The 25,387-nt window shown below is 30.5% G+C and carries 22 protein-coding genes, 1 pseudogene and 1 riboswitch; of the genes and pseudogenes, 4 read left to right on the top strand and 19 right to left on the bottom strand.

Annotation, left to right across the window (positions count from 1 at the left end):
• Positions 1 to 294 precede the first annotated feature (294 nt).
• From guaA to ACTHUW_RS09130, 6 genes are all read right to left on the bottom strand, one after another.
• On the bottom strand, positions 295 to 1,839 hold the full coding sequence (gene guaA / locus ACTHUW_RS09155; RefSeq protein ID WP_442210649.1) for a glutamine-hydrolyzing GMP synthase: 1,545 nt from the start codon (positions 1,837 to 1,839) through the stop codon (positions 295 to 297).
• An 11-nt stretch (positions 1,840 to 1,850) separates the two neighbouring features.
• A complete protein-coding gene (guaB, locus tag ACTHUW_RS09150) occupies positions 1,851 to 3,305 on the bottom strand; it encodes an IMP dehydrogenase (RefSeq protein WP_442197454.1) in 1,455 nt (484 codons plus the stop codon).
• Positions 3,306 to 3,378: 73 nt separating this feature from the next.
• Positions 3,379 to 3,480: riboswitch (purine riboswitch) on the bottom strand.
• A gap of 46 nt (positions 3,481 to 3,526) precedes the next feature.
• Positions 3,527 to 4,537 (bottom strand): FecCD family ABC transporter permease, encoded by a 1,011-nt coding sequence (locus tag ACTHUW_RS09145; RefSeq protein WP_442199752.1) that lies wholly within the window; start codon positions 4,535 to 4,537, stop codon positions 3,527 to 3,529.
• On the bottom strand, positions 4,534 to 5,538 hold the full coding sequence (locus ACTHUW_RS09140) for a FecCD family ABC transporter permease (RefSeq protein WP_442210647.1): 1,005 nt from the start codon (positions 5,536 to 5,538) through the stop codon (positions 4,534 to 4,536). The genes ACTHUW_RS09145 and ACTHUW_RS09140 overlap by 4 nt, the downstream gene beginning before the upstream one ends.
• Positions 5,539 to 5,629: 91 nt before the next feature.
• Positions 5,630 to 6,556: an iron-hydroxamate ABC transporter substrate-binding protein gene (locus ACTHUW_RS09135; protein ID WP_442199248.1), complete on the bottom strand. Its 927-nt coding sequence runs from the start codon at positions 6,554 to 6,556 to the stop codon at positions 5,630 to 5,632.
• A 1-nt stretch (position 6,557) separates the two neighbouring features.
• Positions 6,558 to 7,352, bottom strand: coding sequence for an ABC transporter ATP-binding protein (locus tag ACTHUW_RS09130; RefSeq protein ID WP_442197458.1), 795 nt, complete (start codon positions 7,350 to 7,352; stop codon positions 6,558 to 6,560).
• Positions 7,353 to 7,543: 191 nt separating this feature from the next.
• Here ACTHUW_RS09130 and ACTHUW_RS09125 point away from each other — a divergent pair, with 191 nt between their 5' ends.
• On the top strand, positions 7,544 to 8,497 hold the full coding sequence (locus ACTHUW_RS09125) for an LCP family protein (RefSeq protein ID WP_442210645.1): 954 nt from the start codon (positions 7,544 to 7,546) through the stop codon (positions 8,495 to 8,497).
• Positions 8,498 to 8,527: 30 nt separating this feature from the next.
• Here the strand turns inward: ACTHUW_RS09125 and larC are convergent.
• The 3 genes and pseudogenes from larC to larE all read right to left on the bottom strand — a co-directional run bounded on the left by larC (position 8,528) and on the right by larE (position 11,311).
• Positions 8,528 to 9,729: pseudogene (gene larC / locus ACTHUW_RS09120) on the bottom strand (nickel pincer cofactor biosynthesis protein LarC).
• 21 nt (positions 9,730 to 9,750) lie between these two features.
• Entirely contained in the window at positions 9,751 to 10,506 is a 756-nt protein-coding gene (gene larB / locus ACTHUW_RS09115) for a nickel pincer cofactor biosynthesis protein LarB (RefSeq protein ID WP_442199246.1), read from the bottom strand.
• Entirely contained in the window at positions 10,499 to 11,311 is an 813-nt protein-coding gene (gene larE / locus ACTHUW_RS09110; protein WP_442197461.1) for an ATP-dependent sacrificial sulfur transferase LarE, read from the bottom strand. The genes larB and larE overlap by 8 nt, the downstream gene beginning before the upstream one ends.
• A gap of 276 nt (positions 11,312 to 11,587) precedes the next feature.
• Between larE and ACTHUW_RS09105 the strand changes: the two genes are divergently transcribed.
• The 3 genes from ACTHUW_RS09105 (at position 11,588) to ACTHUW_RS09095 (ending at position 13,682) form a co-directional block, all read left to right on the top strand.
• Positions 11,588 to 13,111 carry a Na+/H+ antiporter NhaC family protein gene (locus tag ACTHUW_RS09105; RefSeq protein WP_442213111.1) on the top strand — a complete coding sequence of 508 codons (1,524 nt, stop codon included), beginning with the start codon at positions 11,588 to 11,590 and terminating at the stop codon, positions 13,109 to 13,111.
• 129 nt (positions 13,112 to 13,240) lie between these two features.
• Positions 13,241 to 13,426 (top strand): CsbD family protein, encoded by a 186-nt coding sequence (locus ACTHUW_RS09100; RefSeq protein WP_442210641.1) that lies wholly within the window; start codon positions 13,241 to 13,243, stop codon positions 13,424 to 13,426.
• Positions 13,427 to 13,490: 64 nt separating this feature from the next.
• The gene (locus ACTHUW_RS09095; protein ID WP_442197464.1) at positions 13,491 to 13,682 is read left to right on the top strand and encodes a CsbD family protein; all 192 of its coding nucleotides are present in this window, start codon (positions 13,491 to 13,493) and stop codon (positions 13,680 to 13,682) included.
• Between the two features lie 54 nt (positions 13,683 to 13,736).
• On the opposite strand, the gene groL is transcribed toward ACTHUW_RS09095, so the two are convergent.
• The 10 genes from groL to ACTHUW_RS09045 form a co-directional block, all read right to left on the bottom strand.
• A complete protein-coding gene (gene groL / locus ACTHUW_RS09090) occupies positions 13,737 to 15,380 on the bottom strand; it encodes a chaperonin GroEL (RefSeq protein WP_442210639.1) in 1,644 nt (547 codons plus the stop codon).
• A gap of 33 nt (positions 15,381 to 15,413) precedes the next feature.
• Entirely contained in the window at positions 15,414 to 15,695 is a 282-nt protein-coding gene (locus tag ACTHUW_RS09085) for a co-chaperone GroES (protein WP_442197466.1), read from the bottom strand.
• A 195-nt stretch (positions 15,696 to 15,890) separates the two neighbouring features.
• A complete protein-coding gene (locus tag ACTHUW_RS09080) occupies positions 15,891 to 16,988 on the bottom strand; it encodes an AI-2E family transporter (RefSeq protein WP_442197467.1) in 1,098 nt (365 codons plus the stop codon).
• A 66-nt stretch (positions 16,989 to 17,054) separates the two neighbouring features.
• Complete coding sequence (locus tag ACTHUW_RS09075; protein WP_442197468.1) at positions 17,055 to 17,738, bottom strand: DUF554 domain-containing protein; 684 nt, start codon at positions 17,736 to 17,738, stop codon at positions 17,055 to 17,057.
• Between the two features lie 21 nt (positions 17,739 to 17,759).
• Positions 17,760 to 18,644 (bottom strand): DNA-3-methyladenine glycosylase family protein, encoded by an 885-nt coding sequence (locus ACTHUW_RS09070; protein ID WP_442210637.1) that lies wholly within the window; start codon positions 18,642 to 18,644, stop codon positions 17,760 to 17,762.
• Between the two features lie 89 nt (positions 18,645 to 18,733).
• The gene (locus tag ACTHUW_RS09065) at positions 18,734 to 19,546 is read right to left on the bottom strand and encodes a hypothetical protein (protein WP_442210635.1); all 813 of its coding nucleotides are present in this window, start codon (positions 19,544 to 19,546) and stop codon (positions 18,734 to 18,736) included.
• A gap of 82 nt (positions 19,547 to 19,628) precedes the next feature.
• A complete protein-coding gene (locus ACTHUW_RS09060) occupies positions 19,629 to 21,680 on the bottom strand; it encodes a methyl-accepting chemotaxis protein (RefSeq protein WP_442213109.1) in 2,052 nt (683 codons plus the stop codon).
• A 107-nt stretch (positions 21,681 to 21,787) separates the two neighbouring features.
• Entirely contained in the window at positions 21,788 to 23,011 is a 1,224-nt protein-coding gene (locus tag ACTHUW_RS09055; RefSeq protein ID WP_442197472.1) for an FAD-binding protein, read from the bottom strand.
• Between the two features lie 21 nt (positions 23,012 to 23,032).
• Entirely contained in the window at positions 23,033 to 23,815 is a 783-nt protein-coding gene (locus tag ACTHUW_RS09050) for an electron transfer flavoprotein subunit beta (RefSeq protein ID WP_442210631.1), read from the bottom strand.
• A gap of 21 nt (positions 23,816 to 23,836) precedes the next feature.
• The gene (locus ACTHUW_RS09045) at positions 23,837 to 24,976 is read right to left on the bottom strand and encodes an acyl-CoA dehydrogenase (RefSeq protein ID WP_442210629.1); all 1,140 of its coding nucleotides are present in this window, start codon (positions 24,974 to 24,976) and stop codon (positions 23,837 to 23,839) included.
• Between the last annotated feature and the right edge of the window lie 411 nt (positions 24,977 to 25,387).

The raw sequence follows: 25,387 nt of genomic DNA, 5'->3' as shown, positions 1-25,387 counted from the left end.
AACTGAAGCTGGTATTAAAAGCCCTAAAAAGCATCGTAAGCGTAAAACTCATCATGCTTCAAATAATAACCATTTATTTGGATAGTTTTTTACTGCATCATTCCATTTCACAACAATGCACTCCTTTCAGCGAAACAATCATTTTTTATTTACTTCCATTTTATCATATATAAATCTATTATTCATATCTATTACCCATTTTAAGATTTCCTCAATTAAAATATTGCAAAATAATATAATATATAAAAAAAACCTCATAATAACTATTTCTAGGTATTATGAGGTTTCTTTCATCTACTCCCACTCAATAGTGCTTGGTGGTTTACTTGTTATGTCATATACTATTCTATTTACTCCATCTACATTGTTTACTATTCTATTTGATGCTTTTTCTAATACTTCATATGGTATTCTTGCCCAGTCACTTGTCATTCCATCTGAGCTGTGTACTGCACGAAGTCCTATGGTATGGTCATATGTTCTACCATCACCCATTACTCCAACACTTTTTATGTTTGGTAGTACTGCAAAGTATTGCCAGATGCTTTTATCTAGTCCTGCTTTTTTTATTTCTTCTCTAAATATATAGTCAGCTTCTCTTACTATATGAAGCTTTTCTTTTGTTATCTCTCCAAGTACTCTTATTGCAAGTCCTGGTCCTGGAAATGGTTGACGCATTATTACATCTTCAGGCATGTTAAGTGTTCTTCCAAGTACTCGAACTTCATCTTTAAATAACTCTCTTAAAGGTTCTACTAGTTCAAAATCTACATCTTCTGGAAGTCCGCCTACATTATGATGTGATTTTATTACTTCTGCATGATCTGTTCCACTTTCTATTACATCAGGGTATATCGTTCCTTGAACTAAATAATCTATATCACTTAATTCTGCTTTTAGCTTTTCCTTTTCTCTTTCAAATACTCTTATGAATTCTTCACCTATTATTTTTCTTTTTGTTTCAGGATCTGTAACTCCTTCAAGTTTTGATAGGAAAATATCCTGTGCATTTACTCTTATTAGATTCATATCAAATCTTTCTGTAAATATTTTTTCTACTTGGTCTCCTTCATCTTTTCTTAGAAGTCCATGGTCTACAAATATGCAAGTTAAGTTTTTCCCTATTGCCTTGTGAACTAACACTGCTGCAACTGAGGAATCTACTCCTCCTGACAATGCACATATTGCTTTTTTATTACCTATTTTATTTTTAATTGCTTGTATTTGCTCTTCTGCAAAATCTCCCATATTCCAATCTTCTTTTAAATCACATACATTATATAGGAAGTTTCTTATCATTTCGACTCCCTTTTCTGTGTGATTTACTTCTGGGTGAAATTGAATTGCATATATTTTCTTCTCACTATTTTTCATAGCTGCTACTGGACAATCTTCAGTGTTTGCTGTTACTTCAAATCCTTTTGGTAACTCACTTATGAAGTCTGTATGACTCATAAGCACCTTTAAACTATCATCTAAATCTTTAAATATACCTTCTGTATCTACTATATTTAATTCAGTTTGACCATATTCTCTTTTTTCTGCCCTTGCAACTTTTCCTCCAAAGGTTTTTGCTATTAATTGTCCACCATAGCATATACCAAGTATTGGTGCATTTAATGAGAAAATTTCTTCATCTACTTTTGGTGAATTTTCTGCATATACACTATTTGGTCCTCCTGAGAATATTATTCCATCTGGATTTAATTTTTTTATCCTATCTATATTTACATCATATGGTAATATTTCGCAAAATATCCCTGCTTCTCTAACGCTTCTTGCTATTAATTGTGAGTATTGCCCACCAAAATCCAATATTAATATATAATTATTTTTCATCAAATTCTCCTTTATCCTCTACTATAGTTTGGAGCTTCTTTTGTAAGTTCTACATCATGCGGATGAGATTCAACAAGTCCTGCTCCTGTTATTTTTATAAATTGTGCTTTTTCTTTTAAATCTTCTATAGTAGCAGTTCCACAGTAGCCCATACCTGATTTAAGTCCCCCAATTAATTGATATATTGTATCTTGTAAAGGTCCTTTATATGGTACTATTCCTTCTATTCCTTCTGGTACAAGTTTTTTGCTATCTTCTTGGAAATATCTATCTTTACTTCCTTCTGCCATTGCACCAAGCGATCCCATTCCTCTATATACTTTAAATCTTCTTCCCTTATATAGTTCAGTATGTCCTGGACTTTCTTCACAACCTGCAAATAATGAACCAAGCATTACTGTGTCTGCTCCTGCTGCTAGTGCTTTTACTACATCACCAGAAAACTTAATTCCCCCATCTGCTATAATTGGAACATTATATTTTTTTGCCATATTTGCACAATCATTTATTGCAGTTATTTGTGGTACTCCTACTCCTGCTACTACTCTTGTTGTACATATTGAGCCTGGTCCTATTCCAACCTTTACTGCATCTGCTCCTGATTTAATTAAATCTTCTGTTGCAGCTGCTGTTGCTACATTTCCTGCTATTACTTGTAATTCTGGATATTTGTTTTTTATAGTTTTTAAAGCTTCCATTACACCTTGAGAATGTCCATGTGCTGTATCTAGTACAACTACATCTACCTTTCTATCATGTAGGGCATCTACTCTATCTATCATATCATTTGTTACACCTACTGCGCCACCTACTAATAGTCTTCCACTTTCATCTTTTGCAGAACTCGGATATTCTATGGCCTTTTCTATATCTTTTATAGTTATTAATCCCTTTAGATGATTTTCATCATCTACTAATGGTAATTTTTCTATTTTATTTTCTTTCATTATTTCAAGGGCATCATCCATGTCTATTCCCTCTTGAGCTGTTATTAATTTTTTCTTTGTCATTACATCATCTATTTTTTTATCTAACACTTTTTCAAACCTTATATCTCTATTAGTTATTATTCCTACTAATTTATTGTCTTCATCTATGATAGGTACTCCTGATATTCTATATCTCTCCATAAGATCTAATGCATCTGATATTAAATGATCGCGTGAAAGTGAAAATGGATCTGTTATTACACCATGCTCTGACCTTTTCACCCTATCTACTTCTAATGCTTGTGCATCTATAGACATATTTTTGTGAATTATTCCTATTCCACCTTCACGTGCTATTGCTATTGCCATTTTTGCTTCAGTTACTGTGTCCATTCCTGCTGTTAAAAGTGGTATATTTAATTTGATCTTACTTGTAAGTTGTGTTGTAGTTTTTGTATTTTTAGGTAAGACCTCTGACTTTGCAGGTACTAATAATACATCATCAAATGTTAAACCTTCTTTTAGAAATTTTTCCATTATAATCCTCCTTTAAAATTAAAAATAACCCTAGGTTCCACAAGTGGAACTTAAGGTTATATATAAACTATTATATCCCAAGTTTTCCACTCATAGTCAGACAATTTACGGTTGTCCGGTAGAGACTTTCTGGCCTTATTCCAGAGTATATACGAGTTACTGTTTATTAAGTTTAGATAATGGTACCAAAATTCGACCAAAGTGTCAAGGAAATTAAGCTATCATTTTTTCATAAGAATGTATATAAAATAAGGTGCACCTATCAATGATACTATTATACCAGCAGGTAATCCATTGGGCTTTACTAGATTTTGTCCTATAAAATCTGCTAATAAAAGTAAAAATCCACCTGTAATGATTGCAATTGGAATAAACTTTTGACTCCTATGACCTACCAAAGCCCTCGCAATATGAGGTGACATAAGACCTATAAATGATATATTTCCTGTAACAGAAACTGCAGAGGCAGATAAGGCTACTGCTGATAGGAGAAGCTCTATCCTTTCTTTTTCTAAATTCATTCCAAGACCTATCGATATATCCCTACCTAGATTTATAATATTTAGCTTATTTGCTTTGTATAAAGTAAATGGAATCAAAAAAGCTAACCATGGGACAATAGCTAATATGAACACCCAATCTATTCCCCATACATTACCAGATAACCATTTTGATATAAACTCAACCTTACTCCTTTCAGCAGATGATATTATAACTATCATAAGTCCTGAAAGAGCCATTGAAAATCCAACTCCTAAAATAATAAGCCGTACAGGATCAGTTCCGTAGCCTTTTTTATAAGCTAGTAAATATATGATTATAGAAGAAAATAATGCCCCTATAAAAGCTACAACAGGTATCAAATAAGAAAAGTTTCCACCATCTATTGGTACAAAAAGAAAAAATATAGCAACCGCAACCCCTGCACCAGAATTTATACCTATAATACCAGGATCTGCTAATTCATTTTGTGTAATGCCTTGCAAAATAGCTCCTGATAATGCCAGTGCCATTCCTGATAATATAGTGATAAATATTCTAGGAAGTCTAAGTTCAAATAATACAAACTTTTCTTTACTTGTTCCATTTCCCAAAATAGTTTGTATAGCCCTGTCATAAGGTAGAGAAAAGTCTCCTATTCCCATATTTAATAATATAGTTACGCCCATCAATGCCAGTAATATAAGTAAAATAACTTTATGATTTTTAAAAATATTTTTATCTATATTCATATTTTATTTCCTCCCCTATGAACTATAAATAGAAAAAATGGCAATCCTATTATAGATACTATAGCAGTCACCGGAGTTTCATAAGGTGCATTTATAATCCGCCCCAAGGTATCTGCTATAAGCATTAGTGTAGCTCCTAAAACAGCTGAAATAGGAATTACAAATTTATAGTCTTTTCCAACAAGGAAATATGCAATATGAGGAATCATAAGACCTATAAATACTAAATTTGATGCTAAAGCTACCGAGGCTCCTGCAAGAATGGTTATAGCTACAAACAATATTGCCTTTACCTTTGTGGTTTTCTGACCAAGACCCACTGCAACATCTTCACTTAATGACAATATAGTTAGTTGTCTAGATAAAAATATTGCCATAATTATTCCTACTACAATAAAGGGAACTATAATAGCAAGTTGTCTCCAAGAACTACCTACTAACCCTCCAGCTGTCCACATAGATACATCTTTTGATAATTTGAAATAAATCTGTATTCCTTGAGCTATGGCATATAAGAATGTAGATATGGCTGAACCTGCTAAAACTATTCTAAGAGGTGAAAAACCACCTTTTTTTGAACTACTTATCCGAAAGACTAAAAGCACAGCTAGTGCTGATCCTATAAAACACGAAACTAAAATCACCATATAATTAGCAGATGGGAAAAATGCAATAACTATTGTAAGAGCCAGGTTTGCTCCTGAAGTAAGTCCTAAAAGACTTGGATCGGCCAATGGATTTTTCGTAATTCCTTGCATTATAGCCCCAGCTACAGCAAGAGCAGCCCCAACAAATATAGCTGCTATCTCTCGTGGGAGCCTTATTTCTCTTATTATAAGCACCTTGTCCACTTTTATATTTGTGCTTATTGCAAGCCACACATCATGTAAAGATACTTCAGCAGCTCCAAATACCATGGAAATTATAAAGGCAAATACCATTAATATAATTGCGATAAAAAGTTTAAATCCAAAACTTATAACTCCATCATTTCCTCTCATTAAATCATACCTCTCTAACAATAGTGAAAATGAGGAATTCTTTAGTATTGAACTCCTCATTTATATTTTTATACCTACTTAAATATCAAATTTATTGTCCTAAAAAGAATTCAATAAATTTATCTAATTGATAATCTAGAGAAATTGGATCGTTGAAATTAAACTTGTTTGTATCAACTTCCAGTACTCTGTTATTTTTAACTGCTGGAATATTTTTATAAGTTTTTGTTTCTTGAAAAGAATTGTCACCTTCTGTATTCTTAGAAAATACTATATAATCACCAGAATACTCTGGAAGAACTTCTGAAGATAGGGCAAAATATCCCTCTTTTAAGGCATCTTCTTTAACTTTTTCAGGCATCTTTAGCCCCATTTCTTTATAAAGTATCTCTGTTCCTCTTCCCCAATTATCACCAAAGACATACATCTGTTTGTTGTCTCCTTCTATTACTGATACTGTAGAGTCTTCTCCTATTTTAGCTTTTATATCTTCTCCAGATTTTTTTGCCTTTGCCCTAAAATTATCTATCCATTTTTTAGCTTCATCTTCTTTATTCATAAGCTTTCCAACTTCTAAGTATTGCTCTAAATAGCCAAGTTTACCATAAGTAAATGAAACTGTTGGAGCTATCTTTTGAAACTTGTCAAGATTTTTATTAGTTGAACCTGTAATTATAAGGTCTGGATCTAAATCCATTATTTTTTCTATGTTTTCATCTGAAACTTCTACTGCATTATCAAGGTATCCTTCATAGTTAGGATTGTCCATAGACCACTTTTCTACCCCCACTATATTTCCATCTAAAGCCATAACATGTCCTGATAAGGTACCATATAAAACAACTATTCTTTGGGGATTCTTTGGTACTTCTATATCTCCATTTTCTGATTTATAAGTAATAGTTTCTGTATTTTTATCTTCTTGTTGCTCTTCATTTAAATCATTTGAAGGTTCATTACTACATCCTACACTAATTAATATAATCATTATTAACATTGCTATAAGTATTTTTTTCATTTTATTTGTCTCCTTTTATCAAATTATATGTTGTGCATATTGGTTTTTTTGTCCTTGGATCAATTCCTATTTCAGCATCAATATTAAAAACTTCCTTAAGTACTTTTTTGTTTATAACCTCTTCACTATTTCCAGCTTTAATTATCTTTCCATTTTTTAGAGCTATTATGTAATTTGCAAATCTCGCTGCCTGGTTTAGATCGTGAAGTACCATAACGACAGTGCGATGTTGTTCTATATTGAGTTTTTGCAACAATTCTAAAATTTCTAATTGATGGGCCATATCCAAATAAGTAGTAGGTTCATCTAAAAATATAATATCAGTCTCTTGGGCCAAAGCCATTGCAATCCAAACTCTTTGACGTTGCCCTCCTGATAGAGCATCTATTGACCTATTTTTATAAATCATAGTTCCTGTGACATCTAAAGCCCAGTCAATAATCTCCTTATCCTTATTAGAAAGTCTCCCAAAACCTTTTTGATATGGGAAGCGACCATAGGAAACCAATTCTTTTACTGATAAACCTTCTATTTGTCCTTGTGTTTGTGGAAGTATAGATATCTTCTTAGCTAAACTTTTCGTATCCATTTTCATCATATCTTTTCCATCTAATATTATATTTCCACTTTTTGATGAAATGATTCTTGTAATAGCCTTTAGCAAGGTTGATTTTCCACATCCATTTGGACCAACTATAGTGGTTATCTTCTTATCAGGTATCTCAACACTTAGATCTTTTATAATCAAGTTTTCCTCATAGCCAATATTTATATATTCTGTTTTCAAACGTATCATTTAATCCCTCCTTTACAAATTAATGATGGTTATTGAGAATAACATTCATTATCAATAACCATTATAAAAGTATACTATTTTTACATGTAACTGTCAACAATGATGTAGATATATTATTACAAGCATGTTAATATTTAAATTTACTATTGTAGTTTTAGATTGATAGGGATATAATACTATGTAGGTATTTTATGAAAAGGAATGATAATATGTCGAAAAAGAAAATATTTTTAATAGGATTTTTAGCAATATTTATAGGACTTATAATAGGTGGTGGAGCTTACTTTGTATCTACTGTAAATAAACTAGATAGGACTGATTTATCTACAGACAATGAAGATTTAGGAATTGATAAGGAAGTTGCAAAGAAATTAGAAGAAAAAAACAATAAGGTAAAAAACATAGCACTTTTTGGTATTGATGCAGAGGATGGAGTTACTGGTAGATCTGATGCTATTATGGTTCTTACTATAGATGATAAGCACAATAAATTAAAACTTACATCTATAATGAGAGATTCTTATGTGGATATAGAAGGCAGGGGCAAGGATAAATTAAACCATGCATATGCTTTTGGTGGTCCTGATCTTGCTGTAAAGACTATAAATCAAAATTTCAATTTAAATATAAAAGATTTTGCTACAGTAAACTTTTCAACCCTTCCAAAGATCATAGATGCAGTAGATGGAATTGAAATTGATATAAAAGATTATGAGGTTTCAAGAGCTGGTGTATCATCGGCTGGAGTTCAAACATTAAATGGAGATCAAGCTTTAAAATATAGTAGAATTAGATATGCAGGAAATGGAGATTTTGAAAGAACTGAAAGACAAAGAACTGTTTTGATGTCACTTTTTAACAAGGTTAAAAACAGAAGTATAGCATCAAATATTGCTCTTTCAAATGAAATACTTCCTTTAATAAAGACAAGCCTTACTAATTCAGAAATTATAAAGATGGGAACTTCAGTAATGACAAATGGATCTATGACTCCTGAAATGGAAAGATTCCCAAGAGATGGATATGCACAAGGTCAAACTATAGATAAGGTTTATTATTTAGTATATGATGAGGAAGAAACGATAAAACAAATGCATGATTATATTTTTGATGATAAAAATTTAGATTCTAGTGCAAAAAATTAACATGAATGGCTATTAGCCATTCATGTTTTTTTATATGTTTTTAATTACTTCATTATATACATCATTTATAGATGTATTATTTTTTTCTGCTATCTTTTTTACTTCTTCATACTCGGGAGAACTTTGAATGATTTTTCCATTTTTTTCTCCTATTTTCACTCTTATTTTACCATATTTAGTATTTACATCTTCAAACCTTCTATCTAATACTTCCCTATCTATATCAATCATTCTTATGCCAAAAGTTGTGGTATCTTTAAATATTGCTTCCATTATATCTTCTTTTTTATCATCATTTACTATCACTGATAATTTCACTGCTGGTCTATTCTTCTTCATTATAATATTAGTTAAATATACATCTAATGCACCTTTTTCAAGCAGTTTTGGTATTATATATGAATATATTTCTGGATTCATATCATCTATATTTGTTTCAAGTAATATTATCTTTTTTTTACTTTTTTTTTACCTATAATTACCCTAAGTACATTTGTAATATCTAAATCTTTTGTTCCTATTCCATAACCTATTTTTTCTATTTTCATCTGTGGCATGTCTATTATATCGCAGGCCAATGCTTTTATTATAGCTGCTCCTGTTGGTGTTACAAGTTCTGATTTTATTCCTTTTGAATAAACTTCAATATCCTTTAATATTTCAAGAGTTGCTGGTGCTGGAACTGGTATTATACCATGGGCACACTTTACATGGCCTGTCCCTATATGGATAGGTGATGAATATATTTTATCTACATCTAATAAATCTATACAAATTGATGTACCTATTATATCCACAATAGAATCCACTGCTCCTACTTCATGAAAATGAACTTCATCTATTGATTTTCCATGAATCTTAGCTTCTGCTTCTGCAACATATTTAAATATTTTTTTACTCATATTTTTTACATTTTTATTTAAATCACTATCATCTATTATCTTTTCTATATTTTCTAAATTTCTATGCACGTGGTGATGAGAATGATCGTGACTGTGGTGATTGTCATGTGAATGATCATGGTCATGACCTTTAATTATCACATCAAAATCAATACCTGTTATACCATTTTTTTCACCCTTTTTTATTTCTAATTCAAATTCATCTATATTTATCTTTTTTATCTCTTCTAAAAACTTTTCCTTATTTATCCCTAAGTCAAGTAATGCTCCTATTGTCATATCTCCACTTATTCCAGATAGACAATCAAAATATAATATTTTTTCTTCCATTTATACTACCCCCTATTATTTTTAAGATTCAATCTGCCTATTTATTGTACTAGCTAAATATCCTGCTCCAAATCCATTATCAATATTTACAACACCCACACCAGATGCACAAGAATTAAGCATGGCAAGGAGTGCTGCAAGTCCATTAAAACTTGCACCATATCCTACACTTGTAGGTACTGCTATTACCGGTTTATCTGTGAGCCCACCTACTACAGAAGCTAGTGCTCCCTCCATACCTGCTACTGTTATTATAACATTTGCCTCATTTAATTTATCCTTATTTGAAAGTAATCTGTGAATACCTGCAACTCCTACATCATATAATCTTTCTACTTTATTTCCAAAGATTTCAAGAGTTATAGCTGCCTCTTCTGCAACCTTTATATCACTTGTTCCACCTGTTGCAATCAGTACTGTTCCACCTATAATATTTATTTTTTTCTTTTTTATTACAATTAATCGAGGTATTTCATAATATTCTATATCACTATCAATATCTTTAACATATTCATAGTTTTCTCTTGTTGCCCTAGTAGCTAATATATTATTTCCTGTTTTAAGCATATTTTCTATTATACCTTTTATGTGCTCATTTGATTTGTTTTCACAATAGATTACTTCTGGATATCCATTCCTGATTTCCCTATGATTATCTATTTTAGCATATCCCAAATCATCATATTCTAACTTCTTTATTTTTTCTACTCCATCATCTATTGATATTTCTTCATTTTTGATTCTTTCTAAAAAAATTTTTAATTCATCTTTATTCAATATCTTCAACTCCAAGATTCATTTTCCCCATCTTATATCCTTCTAAATCTAAACTTACATATTTAAAGCCTATTTCTTTTAGTTTATCAGATACTTCTTTCATAAATTCTACATTAAAAAACTTAGGTAAATCTTCTTTTATCACTTCTATTCTTGCAGTTTTTTCATGATTTCTTACCCTGTATTGATTGAATCCTAAACTGTGAATATAGTTTTCTGCAGCCTCTATCATACGAAGTTTTTCATTTGTAAGTTTCTCTCCATAGGGTATTCTAGTTATAAGGCATGCAAAAGCAGGCTTATCCCAAGTTGGTAGATCTAATTCTTTAGATATTTTTCTAATATCTTCTTTATTAAGTCCCACTTCTTTTAATGGACTAATTATATTTAATTCAGCTAAGGCTTTCAGTCCTGGCCTATAATCACCCAAATCATCTATATTTGTACCATCTAATACATTACTTATACCGTGTTTTTTTGCTTCTTCTTTTATTTTAGAAAATACATCTTTTTTACATATATAGCATCTATTTTCTGGGTTATATATTAATTCCTCATTTTCTATACTTTTCATTTCGATTACAATATGATTTATTCCTATACTACTTGCAAATTCTTTTGCTTCTTTAATCTCTACACTTGAATGTTGAGGTCCACTGATAGTAATTGCAATGGCTTTTTCCTTTAATGTATCTGTTGCAACTCTTGCAAGTAAGGTACTATCTACACCCCCTGAAAAAGCTACTGCTACATTTCCCAAATCTTTTATATAGTTTTTTAATTCATTTAATTTCGAATTACTCATACAATCCACCTTTATTTATAATCTATTTTTTTAACTAACATAATTATACCATATAGGAGTATGATCTAAAAAATGTAATATTAAAAATATTTTAAAAAGCTTGTTTATTTATTAAAAATTTGTTATGATGTTATCAATGAAATCGTTCTTTTTTACAATATTCTATTATTTTACATCTATATTATATTGTGTTTCATTGTTTTTTATTTCCTATATGTTTTAGTTTTAATTTTTTACTATTGTTTCAAAATATATTAAATAAGGGGAAGATTATTTATGAATTTTATTATGGGGCTAATGAAGTTTTCACCAGTTTTCTTATTGGCAGGACTGATGATTGCAGAATTTAATGCACTTATTGCAGCACCAATAGCTACAATTTATGCTGCTATTATAGCTTTTGCAACAGAAAAATTATCTTTTAATGAGTTATTAGATAGTGCTGTAGAAAACGTGAAGGAAATGCAATTAGTATTTTTTATTCTTATGGCAGCTTATGCTATGGCAGAAGCATTTATGGCTACAGGTGTGGGGGCAGCTATCATAAATGCAGCTTTAAACCTTGGACTTAATGGAAAAACCGTAGCTGTTACTGCATTATTTGTTACTGGTATTTTATCAGTTGCTACAGGTACATCTTGGGGAACTTTTGCTGCAGCTGCACCAATATTTTTATGGTTAAATCATATTGTAGGTGGAAATCTTATGCTTACTACTGCGGCAGTAGCTGGAGGAGCTTGTTTTGGAGACAATATAGGTCTTATATCTGATACTACTGTAGTAAGTTCTGGTATACACAAGGTTGAAGTTATACACAGAATCAGACATCAAGGAGTTTGGTCTGTATCAACTTTAATTCTATCAGCTATTGTTATATTTGTAGTTGGTTTATTTATGGGATTACCTGATATAGTTGGTAATGCAGCTGATGCTATCCAACAAATTCCTGAAGAAGTATGGACTAACTTAGATGCAAAAAGACCTTCTGCTGTTACCTTATTAAATCAAGTACAAGATGGAGTTCCTTTTTATATGGTTATTCCACTTATATTAGTTATAGCTGTTGCTATTAAAGGACTACCTACTCTAGCATGTCTTGGTATTGGAATAATTACATCATTAATTTTAGGATTATTTGCAGGTACTGTAACATCTATAAGTGGTGATGATGGATTTTTAAATTTAATGATTACAGGTTTTGCCGATGCAGGTAGCTGGGTTATAGTAATGATGATGTGGGTTGGTGCTTTTGGTGGTATAATGGCAAAGATGGATGCTTTTGCACCTTTATCTAATTTCATATCTAAGAGGATTCGAAAAGTTAGACAACTTATGTTTGCAAATGGTCTACTTTCAATAGCAGGTAATGCTGCTTTATCTGATGAGATGGCTCAAATAGTAACTATTGGACCTATTATGAAAAATCTTACTGATGAAAATGTTATAGCTAGTGAAGAAGATATGTACAAGCTAAGACTTAGAAATGCAACATACAATGATGCACTTGGGGTATTTGGTTCACAATTAATCCCATGGCATGTTTATATGAGTTTTTATGTAGGGATTGCTAGTGCAGTGTATCCTCTAGCTTCATTCACAGCAATAGATATTATTAAATACAATTTTATGGCAATGATTGCAGTTGGATCAATACTAATTCTTACATTAACTGGATTAGATAGATTTGTTCCTCTATTTGGAATACCTTCTGAACCAGATGTTAGAATAAGAACAAAGGCTGAAAGAGAAGCTAAAATAGATGCTGATAAGTCAATTAAAGAAGCTAACACTGTAAAATAAACACAATTAAAACATATAGGAAAATATAATAAAAAGAATGTTTTTGGAATTAATTTCCGAAACATTCTTTTTTAATTATTTTAAAATAAAAATTATGGGTATAATATATTTTAAAGGAGGTGTTTACCCATGACACACAATAACAAATCAAAATGGGAAGAATTAAAAGCTACTATAAAAGAAAAATGGAATAAGATAACAGATGAAGATATAGAGTATATAAATGGTGATACAGAAAAATTGAACGAGAAGTTTACAGAAAGATATGGTAAATCTTATGATGAAATAGAAAGAGATAATATGTATCATAATTAATTTTTAAAATTAACATATGTGGGTATATATTAATTAGGTTAAAATAATATAAGGAGGTACTAATTTGGATAAATCAGATTTTAAAGCAAAATGGACGCAAGTAAAAGGTGAAGCTCAAAGAAAATGGGGTAAACTTACTAATGATGATTTAGATGTTATTGAAGGTGATAGAGAAAAATTAGTTGGAAAACTCCAAGAAAGATATGATATGAGCCGTGAAGAAGCTGAAAGAGAAGTAGATAGTTTTAGAATGTAATTAAATATTAAAAAAGCATGCAGATTAAAATCTGCATGCTTTTATTTTTTTCACTTACATCATTGGCATTCCGCCCATACCTCCTGGCATTCCTCCGCCGCCCATTGGCATGTTATCATCTTCATTTTCTTCATCTGCTACAACTGATTCTGTAGTAAGAACCATTGCTGAAACTGATGCAGCATTTTGAAGTGCTGATCTTGTTACTTTTGTAGGATCAACTATACCTGAATCTATCATGTTTACATATTCTTCATTTAATGCATCAAATCCTATACCTTTTTCACTAGTTTTGATCTTTTCAACTATTACTGAACCTTCAAGTCCTGCATTTTCACAAATCTGTCTTACTGGTTCTTCTAGTGAACGAAGTACTATGTTTACTCCAGTTCTCTCATCACCTTTTGTTTGATTTACAAGTTCTTTGATCTTTGGTATTGCATTTATAAGTGCTGTTCCACCACCAGGAACTATTCCTTCTTCTACTGCAGCCCTAGTTGCTGATAATGCATCTTCTATTCTTAATTTTCTTTCCTTAAGTTCTGTTTCTGTAGCAGCTCCAACTTGTATAACAGCAACTCCTCCTGCAAGCTTTGCAAGTCTTTCTTGAAGTTTTTCTGTATCAAATTCTGAATCAGATGATTCGATTTGAGCTTTTATTTCATTTACCCTATTAGCTATTTCATTTTCATTTCCATTTCCATTTACTATAGTAGTATTTTCTTTGTCTATTCTAACACTAGATGCTGTTCCTAGCATATCTAATGTAGTTTCTTTTAAATCATATCCTAATTCTTCACTTATAACATCTCCACCTGTAAGGATTGCAATATCTCTTAACATTTCTTTTCTTCTATCTCCAAAACCAGGTGCTTTTATAGCAACACAATTAAATGTTCCTCTAATTTTATTTACTACTAATGTTGCAAGTGCTTCTCCTTCAATATCTTCTGCTATTATAAGAAGTTGCTTACCTTGTTGAACTATTTGCTCAAGTACTGGTAATATTTCTTGAATACTAGTTATTTTTTTATCTGTAATTAAAATATATGGATCATCTAAGGATGCTTCCATTTTTTCCGTATCTGTTACCATATAAGGTGATAAATATCCTCTGTCAAACTGCATTCCTTCAACTACATCTAAAGTAGTACCCATTGAACGTGATTCTTCAACAGTTATAACTCCATCTTTTCCTACCTTTTCCATAGCCTCTGCTATTAATTCACCTATATTTTCATCATCTGCTGAAATAGATGCAACTTGTGCTATTGCTTCCTTGCTTTCTATTGTCTTTGAAATATTTTTTATCTCTTCTACTGCAACTTCTACAGCCTTATGTATCCCTTTTTTTAGGATCATAGGATTTGCTCCAGCTGCAACATTCTTAAGTCCTTCTCTTATCATTGCTTGTGCAAGTAAAGTAGCTGTAGTTGTTCCATCTCCTGCAACATCATTTGTTTTTGTAGCTACTTCTTTTACAAGTTGTGCGCCCATATTTTCATATGCATCTTTTAATTCTATTTCACGCGCTATAGTAACTCCATCATTAGTAATTAAAGGTGAACCAAATTTCTTGCCAAGAACTACATTTCTTCCTTTAGGTCCTAATGTAACTTTAACTGTATCTGCTAATTTATTTATACCCTTTTCCATTGAACGGCGGGCTTCTTCTCCAAATCTAATTTGTTTAGCCATTAAATAATCACTCCTTTAATTTTTTTGAAATTTTTACTCAACTATTGCAAGTACATCGTTTAATTTAATTATTATATAATCTTCATCATCAAGCTTAACTTCTGTTCCAGAAAATTTAGATGCTATAACTTTATCTCCTACTTTTATAGTATCTTTCTTTTTATCATCTGAAGTTATTCCATCTCCCAGTGCCAACACCTCTGAAATTAGTGGTTGTTCTTGTGCTGAGTTTGGTAAAACAATTCCGCTTTTAGTTTTTTCTTGTGCTTCTATCTTTTTAATTACTAATCTGTCTCCTAATGGTTTTAAATTCATTAATTACCCTCCTCAAATTTTTAAATATTTTCATTATTAGCACTCACTCTTAGTGAGTGCTAATCCTTCTAAATATAATAGTACAATTTTGTAGTATTATATGCAAACCTATAAATTACTACTAATTGCCTATTAATTGTTATTATATATGAATATCTTCTTCTAGCTCTTTGATTCTCGTTTTTTCTTCTATATTTATATATCTATATTATTGTTTTTTAAACTCTTATCTATAAATCTTAAAACTAAAAGTCTAATAACTGCTATAACAGGTACACCTAATAGCATTCCCATAAATCCAAATAGTGAACCACCTATACTTATTGCAGATATAATCCAAAATGGTTTAACTCCTACATGTTCACCTAATATTTTAGGTCCCAAATAAAGTCCATCAAATTGTTGAATTACAAGTATTGTAATTGCAACCCACAATGCTTTTATAGGAGATATGAAAAGCGTTATAATTACAGCAGGTACTGCTCCAATAAATGGCCCAAAATAAGGTATCATATTAGTAATACCTACTATTACACTAAGCAACATAGAAAATGGTGCTCTGACTACTATAAATAGCACTAAGAAGCAAATAATAGCTACTATTAATGAGTCTATGAATTTACCTACTAGATACCTAGAAAATACTCTATTTACATCCCTACCTAGTTCTATAGTCTTTGTAGCATTATTATAATTAAGTACAGAATATAATAATCTCTTTATCTGTCTTTTAAAATTCTCTTTATCTTTAAGCATATATATTGATATAACTATAGATAAAATCAATTTAATTAAAAATGCTGTTGCATTTATTGCTTGAGATAGTACTTGATTAACAGCAGAATTTGCAACTTCTGTTATTTTTGTAAGTGAATCTAATATCAAATCTTCTATGGTTTGAGTTATATTTGTTCCACTAAATATTTCAAATCTAGTTACATTATATTCAAGAAATTCTTGAATGTTTTTTATGTAAGTAGGAGTATTGCTTATAAGTGTTGTTATACTTTCAATTATATTTGGTGTAACTATGGATATTAAAAACACTAAAGCACCAAGTACTATTATATATGCAAAAAATATACTGCCTATTCTATTTAATTTAAAAGTTTTTCCTAGATAGTCAACTAAGGGATTTAAAAGATAGGCTATACCAAATGCAATTAAAAAAGGACTTAATATACTTAAAAAATCTATAAAAGAATGTGGATTATCTATTACTTTAAATAGTAATATTGATAATATAATTAGTGGTAAAAAATTCAAATACGATATTACTTTTCTTTTATTCATTCTTAATCCCCTTTAAAGTTTATTCTACATTTCATTATATATGATATATATCTAAAATGATATAGATTAAAAAACTAATTTAACCATATAAAATACTAGGGGGAAAAATATTCCTGGAAGCATATTGCTTACCTTTAGTTCTTTTAATTCTAATACATTTATTCCTATTGCAAGAATTAATATTCCTCCTACAGCTGACATCTCTAAAACTACTGAATCTATCAGCACTCCGCTTAAGGAAGAAGCTAAAAGGGTTATAGTACCTTGATATATAAATACAGATATAGCAGAAAAAATTACCCCTATACCAAATGTAGATGCAAATATTATAGCAGTTACCCCATCTAATACTGACTTTGCATAAAGTGTGTCATGATTACCTGTAAGACCACTTTCAAGTGCACCTACTATAGACATAGCTCCTACACAAAATATTAAAGATGTTGTGATAAAACCCTTAGCAAAGTTTTTATCACCTCTTCCAAATTTACCTTCTAAGAAATCTCCTAGTTTATTGAGTCTACCTTCTATATTTATAGCCTCACCTACAATAGATCCCAATACTACACTAAATATTACAACAAGTAAATTTACATCTTTAAGTGCATTATTAAGTCCAATAACTATTGCTGTTAATGCAAGTGAATCCATGATAATTCTTTTATAATTGTCCTTTAACCCATTTTTTATATTTACTCCTATTATTCCTCCTATTAATATAGCAAAAAAATCAACTATAGTTCCTAACACAAAAAGAACCCCCTTAATTACTTACTTCTTCTTACCTATTCCAAGTTCTCTTGCATAATAAAATAAATATTGTTGTGCAAAACCTGCAAGGTGTCCGAATTTTTCTTCTCCATATTTTTGAATAACTTTTAATTTAGTATCTTCCTTTAAATAAAAATATTCCATAACTCTTTTTACCCACACATCTATAGGAAAGGCATCTGATTTTTCCATAGAAAATAACATTATGCAATCTGCCACTTTTGGTCCTACTCCTGGAAATATCAAAAGATCTCGTCTTGCATCTTCAGTTGGTAGATTTTTTATAGCATAAACATCTATTTCTTCTCTTGATATGATATTTGCTGCTGATAAAATATATTTAGCACGAAATCCTACGCCACAATCTTTGATATCTTCTAATGATAATCTATTTAAACTCTCTGCGCTAGGAAAAGAATAATATTTATTACCTCTATATTCTCCTATTAATTCTCCATATTTTTCACTTAATAAATTCAAGGATTTTTTTATTCTAGAAATCATATTATTTGCAGATGTAATAAAGGAAATAAGCATTTCCCACTCATCTTGATTTAATATTCTCATTCCACTTCCAAATTTTATAGCTTCTTTAACTATTTCATCCTTTGAAAGTTCATCTTTGATTTTGTCATAATCTCTATCTAAATCAAAATAATGATACCAAATCTTTAAAAAATCTTCTTTATTAGTATTAGAAAAAATTGCATCATTTCCTACTTTTGAAATATTTAATATCTTGCCAAATGCAACTATAGTATAGGAATCATCTTCCTCTACATGCCATCTAAATGCCTGACCACATTCAAATATATGTTTAGGTTCAAAGTTTTTTATATTTTTTATTATTATTTTATCATTTTCTTCTATCAAATCATATGTCATATTACTACCTCCTAATTTACTTTATACTTATGATAGTTACCCTCAGAGGCTACTTTTAAACTATATGAAGCTAAGAATAAAAGTGTTAATTAAATATTTATGATTTTTTTAACATTAACATTCACTGCTAAAACATTTAAAGCAGTTGCATATTCAATTTCAGCAATTATAGATTCTTGCAATTGTATTATTAATGGAGGAATGGCCTCCACTTTATCCATATTTATATCTATATTTATTTCTATACCATGTATATCATCCTTGATATAAACATTACTTATCTTTGAAATATTGGATATTCTATAGCCTGATATCCTTATTAAATCCTTTAATACTCCATTTGAAATAGTATATTTGCCAAGATAACTAAAGGTTGGTCTAACTACAGTTTTCTCATAGCTATCTTCTTTTTTGTCACCTTTTCTCTTAAATATTTTAAGTGTATCAAGAAAATAACCAGAAAAGTCTTTCTTTACTTCAAAGGTTGGTACTGGAATTATATGTTTTCCTTCCTTCATTCTAGAATTTCTTGCTATTGCTATCTCTTCTTTTTTTGAAATTTGATCTATATATATTTTCTCAGAAATTTCAGGAAGTTCAAGTGCTTTTGCTATCTTTTCTACCATTCTTTCTGAAGTGCCAATCAATAATATACTTTCTATTTTATCGTTTTTTAATATATTTAATACTGATTTTCTATGTCCTTCATCCATAAACAAGGCTGTTTTTACTGCTTTTATTGTAGAATGTTCTCTTTTTGCTGATTTTCCTGCCATGATTTTTGTTCCTTTTATAAGCAAACCATCATCTAATATATATTTTATTTTTTTATCCTTTGCTAAATTTATAGCCTTATAACTCTTACCTGTTCCACTTGTTCCAACTAAAGCATACACTTTCATTCATATCACCTCAATCTATTAACTATAGATATTATAACACGAAAAAGTGGACTATAAACATGTCCACTTTTAAAAAATATTATTAAATTTTAAATCTCTCTATTTCGCTATTTAATTTGTCAGAAAGAGCAGATAAATTATTTGCAAGCATTGCTACTTGTTCTACTGCACTTGTTTGCTCTTGCATGGAAGCACTTACTTCTTCTGATGCTGCTGCTGTTTCTTCTGATACTGATGATATGTTTTGTATGCTATCTACTAGACCATTTTTGCTCTCTTCAATAGTCTTTATATATTCATTCATATTTTCTATCTTAGCTGATATATCATCTATTTTATTTGATATATTAGAAAAACTATTATTTACCTTCTCTACTGCATTATCTTGTTTTTCTGCACTTGATTTTACATCTCTCATAGCATCTACTGTGTTTTTACTTTCATTTTGAAGTCCTAGTATTATATCCCTTATCTTTTCTGCCGCTATACCTGAACCTTCTGCAAGGCTCCTTATTTCATTTGCTACAACTGCAAATCCACGTCCTGCATCTCCTGCTCTTGCTGCTTCTATGGATGCATTAAGTGCAAGCAAATTCGTCTGCTCTGCAATTGATGTTATGGTTCCAAGGATTTCTCCTATATTTTTTGATTTATCATTTAATCCTGTTACAGCTTTTTCTATATTATCTGTTGTAAGCTTATTTTCTTTATTTTCTTCCTTTAAACTTTCTACTGCTGATACCCCTTCTATATTTAAATCCATTACAGTTTTAGTATCATTTATTATCTGTTCACTATTTATTACTAGTTCATTTATACGCTCACCCAGTCCTGCTACAAGGTTTGCTCCATTTTCTGCATCAGATGCTTGCTCTGAAGCTCCTTTTGCTATTTCTTCAACAGTACGAGATACTTCTTCTGCCTGGGCACTAGTTTCTTCAGATGTTGCTGCAAGTTCTTGTGATGAACTTATTACTGACATTGATGCTTCTCTTGAATTATTTATAAGGTGTTTTACTTCCCCTACCATTATGTTAAATGTCTCTGATAATGTAGCTATTTCATCATTTGTAATTATATTTGACTTTACAGTAAAATCTCCCTCTTTAACTTTTTCCATATCCTTTACTAGAAGATTTATAGGTTTGGTTATCTTTTTAGAGTAATAAAGTGCTGCAGCTATTGCTATAGTCAATACAAAAATTGCAATTACCAAATTGTAAAAAAGAATTTTGTTTGCTTCTTCTCTTATTTCAGACATATATGTAGTATTTAATACCTTCCAATTTAATCCACCTATTGTTGAAAACGTAGTGAATTTATCTTCTTCTTTTCCGTTTTCTTCCATAGAATATTCTACTATACCACTTTCTTTTTTTGCTGTAGCAGTGTTCACTTCTTCTATAGGTAATTCTTCTCCTACTAAATCAATGTTTGGATGAGATATTACAATATTGTTGCCATCTACTAATATTAATTCTCCTTCATCCTCACCCTTAATTTTTCCTAATCTATCAGCCAACACCTTAGATGATAGATCAATTGCTATAACTCCTTTTAAATCATCACCATTATATGAAGGTACTGATATTGTAACAATTGTTTCCTTTGTATCTACATCTAAATATGGATCATTCCATATAGTTTTTTTATTTTCCTCTGCTAAACTATACCATGGTCTTGTAGTAGGAATATATGATTCATCTTCACCTAAATCAGTTTGTGGAAAATCATAAAATCCTCCTACTGTTGGAGCAAAATAAATACTTAATATTTCATCATTTGAATTATAATAATCACCTAAAGCTTTATTGATATTATTTACTTCTTCTTCACTTAATTCTTCTTCTAAATCAGTAAATGCTTCATTTTTAGAAATTACATTTATTCCTTTTTCATAATTTAAAAAGTACTCAGATACCCCATTTTTAATTTCTTGAGTAAGTTGAGATGATGAATTCTTTAATTCTTCTTCTAAGGAATTAACTGATACTAAATATGAAGAAACACCAACTAATAGAACTGTAGAAAATATGAGTATTACAACTAGCCTTATTAATCTTTTATTAAGACTTTTTTTCTTTCCTACTACTTTTTTATCTTTTCTTTTACTTTTCTTAAAAATATTTTTCAATTAATACACCCCCATATATATATCGACATGTTTTTACAATACATTAATTTTTTTACAAAAAAACACTCAAATATATTTAAATATATTTGAGTGTTAATATTTTTAATTTATGCTTCTAATCCCTTTAAAGCTGTAACAATGTCATCTACATTATCAAGAGCTTCAAGTAATTGTGGAATTACTTCAAATAAATCTCCCACAATACCATAATCTGCAACTTTAAATATTGGTGCATCTGCATTTTTATTTATTGCTACGATACAATCAGATGATTGCATACCAGCTAAATGCTGAATAGCTCCAGATATTCCTGCTGCTATATATAACTTAGGTCTTACTGTAGTTCCTGTTTGACCTACTTGATGAGAATGCTCTATCCATCCTTCATCTACTGCTGCACGAGATGCTCCTATTACTCCATCTAATTTTTCTGCTAATTTTTCAAGTAATTCAAAACCTTCTTTAGTTTGCATTCCTCTACCACCAGCAACAATGATTGGTGCTTCATCAAGTGCTACTATTTCTTTTTCAGATTTAACAACTTCTAATACTTCAGTCTTTAAATCCCCTTCTTTAAATGATACTTCTATATTTTCTATATTAGCATTTGCATCTTCATTAAATTTTGCTTTCTCCATAACCCCAGGTCTTACTGTAGACATTTGAGGTCTATGATTTGGACAAACTATAGTAGCCATTAAGTTTCCACCAAAAGCTGGACGAGTTTGAAGTAATTTACCATCTTCCTCATCAATTTCAAGACGTGTACAATCTGCAGTAAGTCCCGTGTGTACCTTTGCAGATACGCGAGGTCCTAGGTCTCTACCAATTGTTGTAGCCCCTATTAACATTATTTCAGGTTTTCTTTCATCTATTAAATCAGCTATTACTTTAGCATAAGCATCAGTAGTATAGTTTTCTAATTTTTCATTATCTACCTTTAAAACATTATCTGCGCCATATTTTGATAAAAGTTCAGCATTTTCATCTAAATTACTACCAAGTAATACTGCTGTAAGTTCCACGCCTCTTTTATCTGCCATCTTTCTACCTTCACCTAGAAGTTCTATGGATACATTTAATACTTCATTTTGTCTTTGCTCTGCAAACACCCATACACCCTTATAATCTTCTATATTGATTTTATGCTTTACTTCTTCTTCATCCTTAACAATTGCATTTACAGGACATGCATCCACACATTGTCCACAAAGAGTACAATTATCCTTTATTATTGCTTTTTTATCAATCATATCTATAGCATCAAATGGGCATACTTTAACACAAATTCCACACCCAATACATTTATCTGTTATCACTCTTATAGCCATTATTTTCCCTCCTTCTAATAATTATATTATCTGTCTTTCCTTAAGTCTTACAACTAAGTTTCTTACCTTTTCTTCAGTACTACCTTCTAATTGCTCTCCTGATCCTCTAGTAGCTGGTGTAAATGATTTTTTAACTTGTGTTGGAGATCCTTTAAGTCCTATTTCATCCATATCTACTATTATATCGTCTGCAGACCATACTTTTATTTCTTTTTCTCTAAATGCATCAAATATTCCTCTCATTGAAGGATATCTTGGTTCATTTAATTCACCAATTGCAGTAAGAAGTACTGGCATTTGTGCTTTTACTTTGTAATATCCATCTTCTACTGCTCTATGAGCTATGATTTCTTTACCATCTATTTTTAAATCTTCAACATAAGTTATTTGTGCTAAATTTAAATGTTCAGCAATTTGAGGTCCAACTTGTGCTGTATCTCCATCTATTGCTTGACGACCACAAAGTAATATATCATAATCTAATTTCTTTATAGCTCCTGCAAGAGTTGTAGATGTTGCCCAAGTGTCAGATCCTGCAAATGCTCTATCACTTAATAATATTCCTTCATCTGCACCCATAGCTAAAGCTTCTTTTAAAGCTACCTTTGCTTGAGGTGGTCCCATAGTAAGTACTACTACATTTGCACCATATTCATCCTTAAGTCTTAATGCTTCTTCTAATGCATTTTTATCATCTGGATTTATTATACTTGGAACTCCTTCTCTTATAAGTGTTCCTGTTTTTTTATCTATTTTAACTTCATTTGTATCTGGAACTTGTTTGATACATACAATAATATTCATAAAGTATTCCTCCTATCATTTTTAAGCTAATACATTACCAGCTATAACCATTCTTTGAACTTCTGAAGTTCCTTCATATATTTCTGTAATCTTAGCATCTCTCATCATTCTTTCAACTGCATAATCTTTCGTATACCCATATCCTCCATGAAGTTGAACTGCTTTTGTAGTAACTTCCATAGCAACTTCTGAAGCATAAAGTTTTGCCATAGCTGCTTCTTTAGCATATGGAAGACCTTGTTTCTTTTTATCTGCTGCACTATATACAAGTAATCTAGCTGCATTTATTTTTGTTTCCATATCTGCAATCATCCATTGTAATCCTTGGAATTTTGCTATTGCACGACCAAATTGCTCTCTTTCTTTAACATATTTAACTGACTCATCCATAGCACCTTCTGCGATACCAAGAGCTTGAGCCGCAATACCAATTCTACCACCATCAAGAGTAGACATTGCTATTTTAAATCCTTTTCCTTCTGCTCCCAATAAATTTTCTTTAGGAACTTTCACATTTTGAAAGATTAATTCTGTAGTAGCTGATGCTCTTATACCTAATTTATCTTCTTTTTTACCAATTTTGAATCCTTCATAATCTGCTTCAACTATGAAAGCACTTATTCCTCTTGTACCTTTTGATTTATCAGTCATAGCCATTACTATATAAGTATCTGCCTGACCACCATTTGTAATAAATACTTTTGATCCATTTAATATATAATGGTCCCCTTCTAATTTTGCAATTGTTTGTTGACCTGCTGCATCTGTTCCAGCATTAGGCTCTGTTAAACCAAATGCACCTAGCTTTTCACCTTTTGCAAGTGGCACTAAATATTTTTGTTTTTGTTCTTCTGTACCATATTTATATATTGGCCAAGCACCAAGTGATGTATGAGCTGAAAGTATAACTCCTGTAGTACCACATTTTTTTGATAATTCTTCTACAGCAATTGCATAAGCTAGTTCATCTCCACCAGCACCGCCATATTCCTTAGGAAATGGTATACCCATCATCCCTGCCTTCACCATTTTTGCTACTGTTTCTTTTGGAAATCTTTCAGATTGATCTATTTCAGAAGCAATAGGTTTAACTTCCTTTTCAGAAAACTCTTCCATGACTTTTCTAATCATTACATGTTCATCATTTAAACTAAAATTCATTTTTTTACCCTCCTTAAATATATAAACCTTAAAAAAGAATTATTAACTTTTTTCCTTCGACAATATATAATGCATAAGCCATGCCAATAGTTATAAATTTATCAAAATTCTTTTTATATTTATTTATACTTATATTTAATAGCTATTTCAAGCCATCTAAACTAATATAAAAAGAGATATAAAAATCGACATAATTTTTAAGATTATTTATATACATAAATATTTATTTATATATGTCTTATATCTTATACACTTCAAATAAAAAAATCACAAACCTTTGTTAATTACCTATCAAGGACACTTTGTGTTAACATTTTTTACACTGTGTGGAAATTCACACATAAAAAAACGAACTATAATGATATGATACTTCCAAAGTAGACAGTCTAATTAATTAAAATTAGATTATCT

The sequence above is a fragment of the Senegalia sp. (in: firmicutes) genome (assembly GCF_052088025.1).
Classification (GTDB): domain Bacteria; phylum Bacillota; class Clostridia; order Tissierellales; family SIT17; genus Anaeromonas.
This window is presented reverse-complemented; position numbering and strand designations above follow the sequence as displayed.

Excerpts from the sequence above, each read along its gene's own strand:
- ACTHUW_RS09080 (WP_442197467.1), bottom strand. The coding sequence starts at position 16,988 with ATGAATAAAAGAAAAGTAATATCGTATTTGAATTTTTTACCACTAATT.
- larE (WP_442197461.1), bottom strand. The coding sequence starts at position 11,311 with ATGAGTAATTCGAAATTAAATGAATTAAAAAACTATATAAAAGATTTG.
- ACTHUW_RS09140 (WP_442210647.1), bottom strand. The coding sequence starts at position 5,538 with ATGAGAGGAAATGATGGAGTTATAAGTTTTGGATTTAAACTTTTTATC.
- ACTHUW_RS09065 (WP_442210635.1), bottom strand. The coding sequence starts at position 19,546 with ATGAAAGTGTATGCTTTAGTTGGAACAAGTGGAACAGGTAAGAGTTAT.
- ACTHUW_RS09100 (WP_442210641.1), top strand. The coding sequence starts at position 13,241 with ATGACACACAATAACAAATCAAAATGGGAAGAATTAAAAGCTACTATA.
- ACTHUW_RS09050 (WP_442210631.1), bottom strand. The coding sequence starts at position 23,815 with ATGAATATTATTGTATGTATCAAACAAGTTCCAGATACAAATGAAGTT.
- ACTHUW_RS09145 (WP_442199752.1), bottom strand. The coding sequence starts at position 4,537 with ATGAATATAGATAAAAATATTTTTAAAAATCATAAAGTTATTTTACTT.
- ACTHUW_RS09045 (WP_442210629.1), bottom strand. The coding sequence starts at position 24,976 with ATGAATTTTAGTTTAAATGATGAACATGTAATGATTAGAAAAGTCATG.
- groL (WP_442210639.1), bottom strand. The coding sequence starts at position 15,380 with ATGGCTAAACAAATTAGATTTGGAGAAGAAGCCCGCCGTTCAATGGAA.
- ACTHUW_RS09105 (WP_442213111.1), top strand. The coding sequence starts at position 11,588 with ATGAATTTTATTATGGGGCTAATGAAGTTTTCACCAGTTTTCTTATTG.
- guaA (WP_442210649.1), bottom strand. The coding sequence starts at position 1,839 with ATGAAAAATAATTATATATTAATATTGGATTTTGGTGGGCAATACTCA.
- ACTHUW_RS09055 (WP_442197472.1), bottom strand. The coding sequence starts at position 23,011 with ATGGCTATAAGAGTGATAACAGATAAATGTATTGGGTGTGGAATTTGT.
- ACTHUW_RS09070 (WP_442210637.1), bottom strand. The coding sequence starts at position 18,644 with ATGACATATGATTTGATAGAAGAAAATGATAAAATAATAATAAAAAAT.
- ACTHUW_RS09130 (WP_442197458.1), bottom strand. The coding sequence starts at position 7,352 with ATGATACGTTTGAAAACAGAATATATAAATATTGGCTATGAGGAAAAC.
- ACTHUW_RS09085 (WP_442197466.1), bottom strand. The coding sequence starts at position 15,695 with ATGAATTTAAAACCATTAGGAGACAGATTAGTAATTAAAAAGATAGAA.
- ACTHUW_RS09135 (WP_442199248.1), bottom strand. The coding sequence starts at position 6,556 with ATGAAAAAAATACTTATAGCAATGTTAATAATGATTATATTAATTAGT.
- ACTHUW_RS09125 (WP_442210645.1), top strand. The coding sequence starts at position 7,544 with ATGAAAAGGAATGATAATATGTCGAAAAAGAAAATATTTTTAATAGGA.
- guaB (WP_442197454.1), bottom strand. The coding sequence starts at position 3,305 with ATGGAAAAATTTCTAAAAGAAGGTTTAACATTTGATGATGTATTATTA.